The sequence below is a fragment of the Sinobaca sp. H24 genome, assembly GCF_023845525.1.
In genome coordinates this window covers 100,390-114,898 of the sequence record NZ_JALBWT010000014.1, presented here as the reverse complement: position 1 = coordinate 114,898, position 14,509 = coordinate 100,390, and the positions used below count along the sequence as shown (strand labels likewise).

Genomic DNA, 14,509 nt, shown 5'->3' with positions numbered 1-14,509 from the left:
CGTTTCAAATAGTTATCCTGATTATTACGGAGGAATCGGCATGCAAAAAGAAATAATTGAAAAAATGCTCGCGGGCATGAATCCCGAACAAAAAGAAGCTGTTCTTTATACGGATGGTCCATTGCTTGTAATGGCCGGAGCAGGAAGTGGAAAAACAAGAGTCCTGACCCACCGTATTGCATACTTAATGCGGGAAAAGGGCATCCCGCCCTATGCTATTCTTGCGATTACGTTTACAAATAAAGCAGCGCGGGAGATGAAAAACCGGGTCGGCAAACTCGTCGGGCCGGTAGCGGAAGATATTTGGATGTCTACATTCCACTCGATGTGCGTCCGAATTCTGCGCAGAGATATCGACCGGCTCGGGTACAGCCGCAACTTCTCCATTTTGGATGGCACGGATCAGCTCTCTGTCATCCGCCAGATTCTAAAGGATGAAAATATTGATTCCAAAAAGTTCGATGCCCGCAGTATGCTGAGCGTTATTTCCTCAAGCAAGAACGTGCTTGAATCTCCGGAAAAGCTGACAGAGCGTGCGTATGGACCATTTGAAGAAACAGCGGCAAAAGTGTACAGCGAATACCAAAAACGCCTGCGCCGCAACCACGCGCTTGATTTTGACGATCTGATCATGACAACGATCCGTTTGTTCCGCCAGGTGCCGGAAGTGCTGGAATTTTATCAGCGCAAATTTAAATACATTCATGTGGATGAGTACCAGGATACAAACAAAGCGCAGTATACGATCGTGCAGATGCTTGCTGAGAAGCATCATAATATCTGCGTAGTAGGGGATTCTGATCAGTCCATTTATAAGTGAATATCTCCAACATTCTTTCGTTTGAATCCGACTACGAAGAAGCAAAGACGATTCTGCTGGAGCAGAATTACCGTTCGACAAAGAAGATTCTGCAGGCCGCTAATGCGGTAATTACCAATAATGCAGGAAGAAAGCCGAAAAATCTCTGGACGGATAATGACGACGGCTTAAATATCCGTTACTATCAGGCATCGGATGAGCGTGAGGCAGCGTATGTGATAGAAAAATAAGAGACGAAGTAAGCAGTGGACGCCGGAATTATTCGGATATCGCTATTTTATACCGTACAAACGCCCAGTCGCGGATGATTGAGGAAATGTTTGTAAAGTCCAACATTGCTTACAACATGATCGGCGGTACGAAGTTCTATGATAGAAAAGAAATTAAAGACGTGCTGGCGTATCTGCGTACGATCGCAAATCCAAATGACGATATCAGCCTTGGGCGGATCGTTAACGTTCCTAAACGGGGCATTGGTGCAACTACGATTGATAAAGTAGCTCATTTTGCTGCAGGTAATGATATTACGATGTTTGATGCGATTCAGGACGCCGATCAGATCGGCCTCGGTGCCAGAGCATCTAAAAAATTAATTGATTTCTCCCGGCAGATGGCAGGGTGGATAGAAATGCAGGAATATCTTTCTGTAACAGAACTGGTAGAGGAGATCCTTGAAAAGACAGGGTATCGTCAGGCGCTGAAAGAAGAACAGACGATTGAAGCACAGAGCCGCATGGAAAACATTGATGAGTTTTTATCCGTGACTAAAGACTTTGAAAAAAATGCAGAAGATAAATCGCTCATCGGATTTCTAACTGATCTGGCACTCGTATCCGACATTAATGCGCCGGACGAAGAGGAAAAAGAAAAAGGTGCCGTTGTGATGATGACGCTCCATTCTGCAAAAGGACTGGAATTCCCAACCGTTTTTATTACGGGAATGGAAGAAGGAATATTTCCACACAGCCGTTCTTTGTTTGAAGCAGAGGAGATGGAGGAGGAACGCCGTCTTGCTTACGTCGGTATTACAAGAGCCGAGCAGGAGCTGGTTATTACCCATGCGAGAATGAGACAGCTGTATGGTAAAACCCAGGCCAATCCTGTATCGCGGTTTATCGGCGAGCTGCCGAAAGAACTGCTTGAAGGGATGGAAGAAGAAAAACCGTTGACTCCTTCCTTCCAGCAGAAGCTGTCACCATATGAGCGCCGCCGTCAGGCAGCCGTAGCGGACAGAAAGCATACGGTTCAAGAAGAAACCGGCGGATCAAAGCTTGGCTGGAAAGTAGGCGACAAAGCCTCCCACAAAAAATGGGGAACCGGCACTGTGGTCAGCGTCAAAGGGGACGCCGAAGATATGGAGCTCGATATTGCTTTTCCTAAAGACGGTATCAAACGGCTTCTGGCCCGATTTGCTCCAATTACGAAAGAATAGGCAAAGAAAGGAAGAAAAAGATGCAGCAGGCACAAGCAGAAAAAAAAGCAGTTGAGCTGCGCGGGCTGCTCGAGAAATACGGGCATCATTATTATGTGCTCGACGATCCCATCGTGCCCGACTCAGAATACGATGAGAAATTAAAAGAGCTGGTTGATATAGAAGAAGCCTTTCCGGAGCTGCAGACAGAGGATTCGCAACAGTCGGCGGGCTTCCGTTGGATTCATTTAAGAAGGTCCAGCATGAGATACCGATGATGAGCCTGGGAAATGCATTTAATGAACAGGATCTCCGCGATTTTGACCGCCGTGTCCAGCAGAATCTGGATGAACCGGCCGAATACATCTGCGAGCTGAAGATCGACGGCCTTGCTGTGTCTTTAACATATGAAGAGGGACGGTTTGTCCGCGGGGCTACGAGAGGTGACGGCACGACAGGGGAAGATATAACCAATAACCTTCGTACCGTCGGATCGATTCCGCTCCGCCTGGACAACCAAGTAAATATTGAAGTGCGCGGCGAAGTATTCATGCCGAAAAAATCATTTGAACGATTAAATGAAGAAAAAGAACAAAATGGGGAAGAACCTTTCGCTAATCCAAGAAACGCTGCTGCAGGCTCCCTCCGGCAGCTCGATCCTAAAATCGCAGCAAACCGAAACCTGGACATTTTTCTGTATGCGATTGCCGATGATAAAGGCCGCGGCCTTCCTTCTCATCTGGAATCCCTGCAGTACATGAAAGAGCTGGGGTTCAAAACGAATCCGGAGAGCCGGCACTGCCGGACAATTGATGAAGTCATTGCCTACGTAGAGGAATGGGCGGATACCCGGACAGGCCTTTCCTATGAAACCGACGGTATCGTTATTAAGGTGAATTCGCTGTCACAACAGCAGAAGCTGGGCTTCACAGCGAAAAGCCCGCGCTGGGCGACGGCTTATAAATTTCCGGCGGAAGAAAAGGTCACAACACTTGAAGATATTATTCTTTCTGTGGGCCGTACAGGCGTTGTGACACCAACTGCTGTACTTGAACCGGTTCAGGTGGCAGGGACAACTGTGAAACGGGCCTCGCTTCATAACGAGGATCTGATTCAGGAAATGGATGTTAAACTGGGAGACAAAGTGGTTATCAAAAAAGCCGGCGATATTATTCCAAAAGTCGTAAAGGTTCTCACAGAGCTTCGAACCGGTGAAGAAAAAGATTTCGTCATGCCGATCCACTGTCCGGCATGTGAAAGCGAGCTTGTCCGCCTGGAAGGCGAAGTAGCCAGGCGCTGCATTAATCCGCAGTGTCCGGCCCAGCTGAAAGAAGCCATTATTCATTTTGTTTCCAGAGGAGCGATGAATATTGACGGCCTTGGAGAGAAAGTGGTGCTTCAGCTGTTTCAGCATGAGCTCATTCACGGGATTGCCGATTTATATAAGCTGGAAAAAGAAAAGCTGCTGGAATTGGAACGGATGGGCGAAAAATCTGTACAGAACTTATTGGAAGCCATTGAAGCTTCAAAAAGCAATTCCATGGAAAAGCTCTTGTTCGGTCTTGGTATTTCTCTAGTAGGAGCCAAAGCCGCCAGAACGCTGTCTGCGGAATTTGAGTCGATGGACAATCTAATGAATGCGACAAAAGAAGAGCTGCTGGCCATCTATGAGATCGGTGAAAAAATGGCGGATTCCGTCGTTAATTTTTTCGACAACGAGGAAGCGGCAGAGCTTTTATCCGAATTAAAGCGCCTTGGCGTCAACATGGACTACAAAGGACCGAAAAAACAGGCAGTGGTGAAAGAATCTCCGCTGAAAGATAAAACGGTTGTCCTTACTGGGAAAATGGAAGATTATTCACGCAAGGAAGCGCAGGAAATCGTTGAGAAGCTTGGTGGAAGCGTGACGGGCAGTGTAAGCCGGAAAACAGATATTCTGGTTGCCGGGAAGACGCAGGTTCCAAGCTGGCGAAAGCAGAAGAGCTCTCTGTCGAAGTGTGGAACGAAGCACGTTTTAAAAAGGAAACGGATGCTGTTTAATCAAGCACGGCCGATTCAAATAGGGAGATGAAAGATATGTGGAGAAAAACAGGCTTGGTTGGAATATCTGCTGTATTGCTGCTCTCCGGATGCCTTCCGGGAATGTCTTCAGATGAAGAAGAAAGCCCGGAGGAAAACCAGGAGGAAGAGGAAACGACAGTAGAAGTCAGCCCGGATATTCCAGGCCTGGATGAATATTACCGCAGCATCCTCGAAGACGGGCAGTATGTACACGGCCAGTCCCGCGGATTCAGCACAGAAATGACGTACAATCGACTGGATCTGGAACGTTTGGAAACTGGTATGCAGGAAATTGCTGTAGATGAATTCAGTCAGGATGATTACTTTTTCCGGGAAGGCCGCTATATTACGAGAGATGAATTAAACAGCTGGCTGAGCCGCCAGGAAGATGCGTCAGAGGACGAAGAAGGAAACCCGGACGGCCTGAATCCGGCTCTTGGAGACGGAGATGATTTTGAAGCAAGAGAAAGCTCTTCTCCAAGAACGCTTTCAAACCTTATCGAGCACAACTACATGGTGGAAGACGGCGGGGACTACGAACCAGGCGGTGTGATGATCGGCCTTTCCATGAACAGCACCTATTATTTCCGGGAAGAATTGGATGATGGTTCCTATGGCCCGTGGCTGGAGGAAACGATCGATCAGGAAACAAGCATGGAGGACGCTGAACGAATTGCCCAGGAGATCACCGAACGGCTTCGCAGCGAAGAGCGCGGAGATGGAGTGCTTGAAGATGTCCCAATTATGTTTTCGGTTTTCCGTGAAGCTCCAAGGGATGCATCGGTACCGGGCGAATTTATTGCAACGGGTATAGCACAGCCCGGCAATGATGTAGGCGGCTGGAACGAGGTTGACGAGAATCATTATTTATTCCCTTCCAGTACAGCAACAGATGCCCAGCGCTCTGACGCGGAAGCATTCGATTCCTTCCAGACGGATATTAATAATTTCTTTGAGAACTTTACAGGAGTTGTAGGAGAAGGCTATTATCAAAATGGGGAAATGAGAGAACTTAGTATTGAAATTCCTATCCGTTTTTACAGCAAAACAGAAGTTATTGCGTTTACCCAGTTTGTAGTAGACCGCATGGAAGCACGCTTTCCTTCTGAAATGGAAATTGAGATTGAAATTAATTCCACGCAGGGGCAGGAAGCGTTAATTGTGAGAGAATCCGGGGAAGATCCTTACACCCATATTTATTAAAAGCAGGTTCTCTGTTTAAGGAAGCCGCCTGCCTCAGCGTTGCTGTGTAACATCTAATTTGGTATCATCAGAGTATTGTGCAAGCATAAGAAGCCGGAGGTGACAACAAAATGGATAAAATTACAAAAGAACAGGTAACACATGTGGCTCATTTAGCCCGTCTGTCGGTTTCTGAAGAAGAAGCAGAACGGTTTACCGAGCAGCTTGATAAAATTATTGAGTTTGCCGAGCAGCTCAATGAAGTAGATACAGATCATATTTCGCCGACATCGCATGTACTCGATATTCATAACGTACTGCGTGAAGATAAAACAGCACCTTCTTTAGATAGAGAAGAAGCATTAAGAAATGCGCCGGATCAGGAAAACGGTCAGGTGAAAGTACCGTCAGTTTTAGAGTAAAGGGGGAAGACCATGTCTATTTTAGAAGAAAGTTTTTCGAGCGTACATAAGAAGCTTGAAAATAAAGAAGTGAAAGTATCTGAGCTTGTCGATGCTTCCTATAAACGTATCAATGCAGTGGATGATAAGGTAAAGGCTTTTCTTACATTAAATGAAGAACAGGCCCGGGCACACGCGAAAACACTGGATGAAGCTATCGGAACAGATGGGGCAGACGGTATGCTGTTTGGCCTGCCGGGCGGTATTAAAGATAATATTGTTACAAAAAACCTTCGTACGACCTGCGCAAGCCAGCTGCTTGATAACTTTATCCCTGTATACGATGCAACAGTGGTAGAAGGACTGCAGAAAGCATCGTCTGTTAATATCGGCAAGCTGAACATGGATGAATTTGCGATGGGATCCTCCAATGAGAACTCCAGCTATAAAGTTACACGCAATCCGTGGGATCTTGACCGTGTACCGGGCGGATCAAGCGGCGGCTCTGCAGCATCGGTTGCTGCAGGAGAAGTAATGTTTTCTCTTGGCTCTGATACAGGCGGCTCCATCCGCGAGCCGGCTTCCTACTGCGGCGTAGTAGGCATGAAGCCTACGTACGGCCGTGTATCCCGTTTTGGCCTTGTAGCTTTTGCTTCCTCGCTGGATCAGGTAGGTCCGTTGACCCGGACGGTAGAAGATAACGCCAGAGTGCTTCAGCAAATAGCCGGACACTGCAAAAGAGATTCAACGTCTGCAGAAGTAGAACTGCCGGACTTCAGCGCGGATATTGAAAAGGGTGTCAAAGGATTGAAAATCGCTGTGCCGAAAGAATATATTGGCGAAGGCGTGCAGCCTGAAATTAAAGAAAAGGTGCTTGATGCACTAAAAGTACTGGAAAGCCAGGGCGCTACGTGGGAGGAAGTATCTCTTCCCCATTCCAAATATGCAGTAGCTGCTTACTATCTGCTTGCTTCTTCGGAAGCATCAGCGAACCTTTCCCGCTTTGACGGCGTTCGTTTTGGTGTTCGCCACGATTCCAGCAAGAACTTGATTGAAATGTATAAGGAAACGAGAAGCAAAGGATTTGGGGATGAGGTCAAGCGCCGTATCATGCTTGGAACATTCGCCCTGAGCTCCGGCTATTACGAGGCCTACTATAAAAAAGCGCAGAAGGTACGTCATTTAATTAAAAATGACTTTGATGATGTTCTTTCTAAATATGATGTAATTATCGGCCCGACAGCGCCAACCGTTGCGTTTAAAGTCGGCGAGCAGATTAATGACCCGCTTACGATGTATGCCAACGATATCTTAACTATTCCAGTAAACCTGGCGGGTGTGCCTGCTATTTCCGTGCCGTGCGGATTTTCTGAAAACATGCCGGTAGGACTGCAGATTATCGCAAGCCCATTCGATGAAAAAACGATCTATCAAGTAGCCCATTCTTATGAACAGGCAACGGAACACCATAAAGCGAAAGCGGAATTGTAAGGGGGGAACTATTGTGAAATTTGAAACGGTTATTGGACTTGAAGTCCATTCAGAGCTAAAAACGAATACAAAAATCTTTTGTAATTGTTCAACCGAATTCGGGGCACCACCGAACACACAGACATGTCCGGTTTGTCTGGGGCACCCGGGTGTTCTGCCGGTCCTGAACGAGCGTGCAGTGGAATATGCCATGAAAGCGGCAATTGCCTTGAACTGCGTAATTGCAGAAGAAACAAAGTTTGACCGCAAAAACTACTTTTATCCGGATAATCCAAAAGCCTACCAGATTTCTCAGTTCGATAAGCCTATCGGCGAACACGGCTGGATTGAAATTGAAGTAGAAGGCTATAAAAAAAGAATCGGAATTACCCGGATTCACCTGGAGGAAGATGCAGGAAAGCTGACGCACGATGATTTCGGCGAGCATTCCCTCGTAGACTTTAACCGTGTCGGAACGCCTTTGATTGAAATCGTATCAGAGCCGGACATCCGCACGCCGGAAGAGGCCTATGCCTATCTGGAAAAACTGAAAGCTATTCTGCAGTACACGGAAGTCCGACTGCAAAATGGAAGAAGGGTCTCTTCGCTGTGATGCCAACGTATCTCTTCGTCCTGCAGGCCAGGAGGAATTCGGTACAAAAGCTGAGCTGAAAAACCTCAATTCCTTTAAACGTGCAGAAAGGTCTTGCGTTTGAAGAAATCCGTCAGGAACAGGAGCTGCTGTCCGGAGGAGAAATTCTTCAGGAAACGAGAAGATGGGACGACAGCAAAAAAGAAACGATCCTGATGCGTATTAAAGAAGGATCCGATGATTACCGGTACTTCCCGGAGCCTGACCTGGTAACGTTATTGATTGATCAGGACTGGATTGATAAAATCAAAGCCAGATTCCAGAGCTGCCGGATGCGAGAAAAATCCGCTATATTGAAGAATATGACCTGCCGGCTTATGATGCAGGAGTAATTACACAGTCTAAGGAAATGTCGGATTTTTTCCAGGAAGCCGTAGATCAGGGTGTGAATGCCAAACAGACATCAAACTGGCTTATGGGAGAAGTAAATGCATACCTGAACGCAAACAACATGGAGCTTCAGGATATTAAGATGACACCTAAAGCGCTGGGTACGTTGATTAAACTGATTGAAGAAGGCACCATTTCGAGCAAGATTGCCAAAACGGTATTTGCTGAACTAATGGAAAACGGCGGCGATCCGGAACAGATCGTAAAAGACAAAGGCCTCCTTCAGATTTCAGATGAAGGCGAGCTGAAATCGATAGTAGATACGATTTTAGATAACAATCCGCAGTCGATTGAAGACTTCAAAAACGGGAAGGATAAAGCCCTTGGTTTCCTCGTCGGCCAAACGATGAAGGAAACAAAAGGAAAAGCGAATCCGCAGCTCGTAAACAAATTAATTAAAGAGGGCATGGAAGCCCGCTGATATAAAAAGAAGCAACCGCTGCGGCGGCTGCTTCTTTTTTTGTGTATTAGGAGAAAATGGCCTGTTTGACCCGATCGGTCATGAAAGCAAAGTCGGCCTCGTCGCTCTGATCAAAGATATCTACAAAGCCAGCTAACGCAGGCTCTTCTTCGGCAAGCTCCCGTACCATTTGGTCATCTTTGAGCCAGACATAAGCCATCAATTCAATAAAAGGCATGTCCGGACCGTACTTCGGCGTTTCATAGAAAACAAAATCAAGCAGAGCTCGTTTTGTCTCTTTATCCCGCGCCGCCTGTTCCTTCATAAAAAACAAAGCCATAAAGCTGTCTCTATCCAAAACCATCCAACCACTCTCCTTGCCAGGTATCATGAAAAAAAGAATCCCCTGCAGCACAGGGGATTAAAAAGGGGGGTAAAAAAACTTGGTGGTATGAAAACAAATTAAGAGAGATATAACTTAATGGATATGGGGTAAAGTTACAAGCGCTGAAAAGTCACCACTTGTTGCAAAAATAGCAGCAAATAAAGCAAGAGTGCTTACTGTTTTTAGTGATTTCATCCATTAATCCTCCCTAAACAAAAGTTAAATCTTACTAATAATATCCTCTCATAATTTGTAAAATGGTGCATTTATGGTTACAAGCGATCTCGTCGAATAATTAACATAATAAATAGCTTATTCTAACGTTTTTGTGTTTTAATAGAATTATAGTTCTATAAAAGGAGAAAAAAGATGAGCGATAATATAGGTTCAAAATTAAAAGATTTGAGAGAGTACTATAACATTACTCAAACGGAGTTGTCAGAAAATATTTGTTCTCAAAGAAATGTATCTAAAATAGAATTAGGCCAAACTATACCAACTGTTGATATATTAAATAAGCTTGCGATAAGATTAGGAGTAGATATTACATATTTTTTGAATGAGAATGAAGCACCTCGTTTCAATTATATTGAGGAAACCAAGAAAAATATTGAAGAATTAGTGAGCTTAACTAAATATAATGAAGCTTTAGAAATTGTAAAGCATGAACTAAAAAATCCATTATTTCGAAAACCTGCTCATAAGAAGTTTTTATTATGGAAACGTGCTATCTGTCATTTTCATTTAACTGATGAAAAAGAAGAGGCTCTTGAACTAATTCATGTAGCAATGGATATTGAAACAAATTCTAGAAAAACGATTACTGTAACAGATATAGAGCTCCATATTACATTAGGTATCATGAATTCAGAATTAAAAAATTACGAGGAATCTAAATTGTATTATGAAAAAGCACATAAGATGTGTGAGAAGTTTCCAAAAATCGATACAAACATTCAACTTATAAAAGTATACTATAATTCGAGCTTAACTAGTTTTAAAATGCGAAATTACAGTCATTCGATTATTATGTCAAACAAAGGTATTGCTGTTTGTTTAAAAATTAATTCATTATTTCTATTGGGAGAACTTTATTACCAGCAAGGTTTATCATACTACTACAGTAATAAGGTGAAATCTGCATTGATAGAAATGCGTCAGTCCATGAATGTATTTAAAATTAAGCAGCAACAGGCATTTTATGAGTTTGTTGAATATAATTATTTAAATTTCCAAAGAGCCGCAATTAATAAACTACACTTTAACATGTAGACTGTTTCAAAACACCGTCACCTAGGGTAAAGATAGTAAACCAGACAATGAGGAGATTGCCATGAGAAGAGCAAGAATAATATATAATCCTACGTCCGGCAGAGAACAGATGAAAAAAGACCTGCCTTATATATTGGACCGCATGGAACAAAATGGATACGAAACGTCCGCGCATATGACAAAAGCGGAAGGATGCGCCAAGTCAGAAGCGAGGCGGGCGGCACTGGACGGCTTTGACGTAATTATCGCGGCCGGCGGGGATGGGACAATTTTTGAAGTCGTAAATGGGATTGCGGATTTAGAGTACCGGCCAAAGCTTGGGCTTATTCCTTCCGGCACGACAAACGATATGGCACGGGCTCTTGGCATCAGTGATGTCGGTATAGAGGGCGTGTGCGATGTGCTCTGCGGAGACTACAGCCAGCCGGTTGATATCGGAAAAGTAGGGGACAAGTACTTTATTAATATTGCTGCCGGAGGAAAGCTGACGGAATTAACATATGATACGCCAAGCCGTCTAAAAACGATGATGGGCCAGTTGGCTTACTATTTAAAAGGGTTCGAAAAGCTTCGCGATCTGCATCCGCAGAAGGTAAGAGTAGAGTACGATGATGAGGTGTTTGAAGGAGAAATTATGCTGTTTCTCGTAGCAAATACTAATTCAGTAGGCGGCTTTGAAAAGCTGCTTCCGGAAGCTAAATACAATGACGGGAAATTTGACGTCATTCTCATAAAAAAAACCAATCTGGCTGAATTAATGAAAATAGGCACGCAGGCATTAAACGCGGAACATTTGAATCATGAACGGGTGATGTATGTAAAAGCCAGCCGCGTAAAGATTGAAGTGGAAGGCGACATGCAGCTTAATCTGGACGGTGAGCACGGGGGCGAACTGCCATGTGAATTCTTTAACCTGCATCATCATATTGAGATGTTCAGCCCAAAAATTAAATAAATGAAAAAAAAGGGACTCTTTCGAAGAGTTCCCTTTTTTTATGGAAAGAGGTTCTGCTGCTTCCATTCCTGATAAAGAATGCTGTAAATGTGAACGTTCCGTCGTTCCCCTTTCACCAACAGCCGCTGCCGCAGCGTACCTTCATACGTCATTCCCATTTTTTCTAGTACACGGATTGACTGGGTATTTTCGGCGAAGCATCTGGCTTCGATGCGAGTGACACCCATTCGTTCGAAAGCAAATTGATTCAAGGCACAAGCCGCTTCATAAATAAGGCCCCGGCCCCAGTATTGCTCGGCAATGGCGAATCCAATTTCGACCGTGCCATTCCCGCGTTCCCACCAGGCAAAGTCAATGGTACCGATCATTTTTTATCGCCTCTATACTCAATTGCAAAAGGAGCCATTTCTCCCCGGCGGTACCGCTCAAAGGCATAATCCAGAAAGCGCTGCGATTCTCTGACAGATTCATGGGCATCCCACAAAACCTGGCGGCTGATATTTTCATTGGACGCATATTCAAATACATCCCGAAGGTCCGTCTGCTGCAGACGTCTTAGAATAAGGCGCTCGGTCTCTAATATTGGAAAGGGTTTGAAAAGTGACGGCGTTCGGCGGAGCATAGGGGATACCTCCTAATTCGTTTCTTCTGCTTCTTGAAAAAGGGCTGGTTCGTCTGCTGAAGCATCCTCTTCCTGACGAGCGGCATCAAAAGAACTGCCAAAATCGTCCCATTGTTCATCAAAAGCATCCCAGCTGCTGTCCGTTTGTTCTTCCGGACCAGGGGTGCTTACAGGATCAATCGCTTCTGGTGCTTCCGGCTCTTTAAAGCCATTGGTAACAGCAGAAGCAGCCGTGAATAAAGTTAGTGGAGTCGTAAAAGCCGGAGTCTGGCCGCCGGAGGGAAAAGATGCCCACGTTTCGTCAAATTCATGCAGCCGCTCCTCCTCTGTCTGATTTTCTTCTGCTTCTACCTCAAGCTGAGCTTCTGCCCAAACGTCATCCACCTTTTCTGCTTCGGGTTCGGTTTCATTGGAAGGAAAGATTTGATTCATAAAAGAAGAAAAAAAGCCTCCCTGATCGGGGGATGCGGCCTCTGCAGACGCAGGCAGGCTGAGAAAACAGATAAGTGCTGCACTTGTCATCCATTTCATATGTATATTCCCTTACTTTCCTAAGTTTTATCATTATATTACCATATATTCATGGCGAAATAGTCTATTTCTTGTAATATAGAAGAAAGTTGCAGATACAAGTAAAATAGGGCAAAATATTAGGCAGTGCCAAAAAACTTGCGGTTTTAAACAGGGTAAAAGTAAACAAAGCCTTTACATAGTACATGTTGGAATTGGCACTTTTCTTGCATTTCAAAATAGTAAGATAAAAGGAGGACATATTATGACAGAGACATTAACAACTGCGACGTGGTTTTGGCTTCTGGTTCCGATGCCTATCCTTATTATCCTCTCCTGCATCACGTTTGTGACAGATAAAAGAAAGCAAAGGAGAGATCGAAGATGACAACAGCGACACTTGTTACATTTTTAATTTATCTTATCGGCATGTTTGTGATCGGCATTATTTTTTATAAAATGACGAATAATCTCTCCGATTATGTATTGGGGGGAAGAAAGCTCGGAGGTGCGGTTGCTGCATTGAGTGCCGGTGCTTCTGATATGAGCAGCTGGCTGTTACTCGGACTTCCCGGCGCCATGTATTTAGGCGGAATGAGTGAAATCTGGCTGCCAATCGGGCTTGCTGTGGGAGCCTACTTAAACTGGCAGTTTATGGCCCGGCGTCTGAGGCGCTACACGGAAGTGGCCAATGATTCTATAACCATACCGGACTTTCTCGAGAATCGTTTTCGGGATAAAAGCAAGCTGCTGCGGATGGTTTCTGCCATCTTTATACTTATCTTCTTTGCCTTTTACGCTTCTTCCGGCCTGGTCGGAGGAGCAACGCTGTTCCAGAATTCTTTTGGTTGGGAATACACCACGGCCCTCTGGATAGGGGTAGCCGTTATTATTACGTATACATTTCTAGGTGGATTTCTTGCCGTCAGCTGGACGGACTTTTTTCAGGGAATCATTATGTTTTTGGCGCTCGTGATAGTGCCTTTTGTTGCTATTTCCGAACTGGGAGGCTGGAGGGAAACAATCTCAGCGGTGGGAAGTGTGGATCCTTCGCATTTAGATGCGTTTGCCGGCACCTCGGCGATCGGCATTATTTCGCTGCTGGCCTGGGGGCTTGGTTACTTCGGACAGCCGCATATTATTACGAGATTTATGGCGATACGATCAGAAGATGAAATACCGAAAGCGCGGCTGGTTGGCATGACGTGGATGGTTCTTTCCTTGTTCGGTGCTATCTTTACAGGGTTTGTTGGCATTGCCTACTTCTCAGCCGCCGGAGCAGGAGGAGCGCTGGCAGACGGCTCTCACGAAACGGTATTCATTGTATTTTCCCAGCTGCTCTTCAATGAATGGATTTCAGGATTCCTGTTGGCCGCTATACTGGCGGCGATTATGAGCACTATTGATTCGCAGTTGCTTGTGTCTTCAAGCGCCCTGGCAGAAGACTTTTATAAAGGCTATCTCCGGCCGAAGGCAAGCGACGTAGAACTCGTCTGGGTAGGAAGAATAGGAGTGGTAGCAATAGCATTAATTGCCACATTTCTGGCCTACAACCCGGACAGCACCGTGCTGGAGCTGGTGGAGTATGCATGGGCGGGATTTGGAGCTGTGTTTGTGTCCTGTCCTGCTGCTATCGCTATTCTGGCGGCGTACGACAATGGGAGGGGCGCTTGCAGGGATGCTGACAGGAGGCATTACTGTCATTTTATGGGCCATTCCTTCAGAAGGTATTTTTGCCCTGTATGAATTGGTCCCTGGTTTCCTGTTTGCCGCTATTGCGATCATCGTGGTCAGCTTCATGCAGAAGCCGCCGAATAAAGAAATTACAGAAGAATTTAATAAAGTAGATGCCATGTAAAAACCTACCCTCACGAGGGTAGGTTTTTTAGTAGCCGCGGTTTATATTAACAAAAGCGAAAATGCCGGTACCTATAGCGGTAATTGCAGTAACAATAACAAACCAGTGCATAGAGAGAGC

Annotated in this window: 10 protein-coding genes and 4 pseudogenes; 10 read left to right on the top strand and 4 right to left on the bottom strand. The window is 45.2% G+C overall.

Annotated elements, in window-relative coordinates; genetic code table 11:
* Positions 1-40: 40 nt before the first annotated feature.
* The 6 genes and pseudogenes from pcrA to gatB all read left to right on the top strand — a co-directional run bounded on the left by pcrA (position 41) and on the right by gatB (position 8,808).
* Positions 41-2,252: pseudogene (gene pcrA, locus MMY81_RS18230) on the top strand (DNA helicase PcrA).
* A gap of 20 nt (positions 2,253-2,272) precedes the next feature.
* A pseudogene (gene ligA, locus MMY81_RS18225) lies at positions 2,273-4,271 on the top strand (NAD-dependent DNA ligase LigA).
* A gap of 36 nt (positions 4,272-4,307) precedes the next feature.
* Positions 4,308-5,495 carry a CamS family sex pheromone protein gene (locus tag MMY81_RS18220; RefSeq protein ID WP_252313974.1) on the top strand — a complete coding sequence of 396 codons (1,188 nt, stop codon included), beginning with the start codon at positions 4,308-4,310 and terminating at the stop codon, positions 5,493-5,495.
* A gap of 110 nt (positions 5,496-5,605) precedes the next feature.
* A complete protein-coding gene (gatC, locus tag MMY81_RS18215; protein WP_252313973.1) occupies positions 5,606-5,896 on the top strand; it encodes an Asp-tRNA(Asn)/Glu-tRNA(Gln) amidotransferase subunit GatC in 291 nt (96 codons plus the stop codon).
* 12 nt (positions 5,897-5,908) lie between these two features.
* Complete coding sequence (gatA, locus tag MMY81_RS18210; protein WP_252313972.1) at positions 5,909-7,366, top strand: Asp-tRNA(Asn)/Glu-tRNA(Gln) amidotransferase subunit GatA; 1,458 nt, start codon at positions 5,909-5,911, stop codon at positions 7,364-7,366.
* A gap of 13 nt (positions 7,367-7,379) precedes the next feature.
* A pseudogene (gatB, locus tag MMY81_RS18205) lies at positions 7,380-8,808 on the top strand (Asp-tRNA(Asn)/Glu-tRNA(Gln) amidotransferase subunit GatB).
* A gap of 46 nt (positions 8,809-8,854) precedes the next feature.
* Here the strand turns inward: gatB and MMY81_RS18200 are convergent.
* The gene (locus MMY81_RS18200; protein WP_252313971.1) at positions 8,855-9,151 is read right to left on the bottom strand and encodes a hypothetical protein; all 297 of its coding nucleotides are present in this window, start codon (positions 9,149-9,151) and stop codon (positions 8,855-8,857) included.
* A gap of 390 nt (positions 9,152-9,541) precedes the next feature.
* Here MMY81_RS18200 and MMY81_RS18195 point away from each other — a divergent pair, with 390 nt between their 5' ends.
* Both MMY81_RS18195 and MMY81_RS18190 read left to right on the top strand, forming a co-directional pair.
* Positions 9,542-10,444, top strand: a complete 903-nt coding sequence (locus MMY81_RS18195) for a helix-turn-helix domain-containing protein (RefSeq protein WP_252313970.1) — start codon at positions 9,542-9,544, stop codon at positions 10,442-10,444.
* A 61-nt stretch (positions 10,445-10,505) separates the two neighbouring features.
* Positions 10,506-11,399, top strand: a complete 894-nt coding sequence (locus tag MMY81_RS18190; RefSeq protein WP_252313969.1) for a diacylglycerol kinase — start codon at positions 10,506-10,508, stop codon at positions 11,397-11,399.
* 38 nt (positions 11,400-11,437) lie between these two features.
* Here the strand turns inward: MMY81_RS18190 and MMY81_RS18185 are convergent, their stop codons facing one another.
* Genes MMY81_RS18185 through MMY81_RS18175 form a run of 3 tightly spaced genes read right to left on the bottom strand, consistent with a single transcriptional unit; the run spans position 11,438 to position 12,552 of the window.
* Entirely contained in the window at positions 11,438-11,767 is a 330-nt protein-coding gene (locus MMY81_RS18185; RefSeq protein ID WP_252313968.1) for a GNAT family N-acetyltransferase, read from the bottom strand.
* Positions 11,764-12,021 (bottom strand): GNAT family N-acetyltransferase, encoded by a 258-nt coding sequence (locus tag MMY81_RS18180; RefSeq protein WP_252313967.1) that lies wholly within the window; start codon positions 12,019-12,021, stop codon positions 11,764-11,766. The genes MMY81_RS18185 and MMY81_RS18180 overlap by 4 nt, the downstream gene beginning before the upstream one ends.
* A gap of 12 nt (positions 12,022-12,033) precedes the next feature.
* Positions 12,034-12,552: a hypothetical protein gene (locus MMY81_RS18175; RefSeq protein ID WP_252313966.1), complete on the bottom strand. Its 519-nt coding sequence runs from the start codon at positions 12,550-12,552 to the stop codon at positions 12,034-12,036.
* Positions 12,553-12,796: 244 nt separating this feature from the next.
* Here MMY81_RS18175 and MMY81_RS33420 point away from each other — a divergent pair, with 244 nt between their 5' ends.
* Complete coding sequence (locus tag MMY81_RS33420) at positions 12,797-12,919, top strand: hypothetical protein (RefSeq protein WP_256497953.1); 123 nt, start codon at positions 12,797-12,799, stop codon at positions 12,917-12,919.
* Positions 12,916-14,389 (top strand): annotated as a pseudogene (gene putP, locus MMY81_RS18170) (sodium/proline symporter PutP). Before MMY81_RS33420 ends, putP begins: the two are co-directional and overlap by 4 nt.
* Positions 14,390-14,509: the final 120 nt, after the last annotated feature.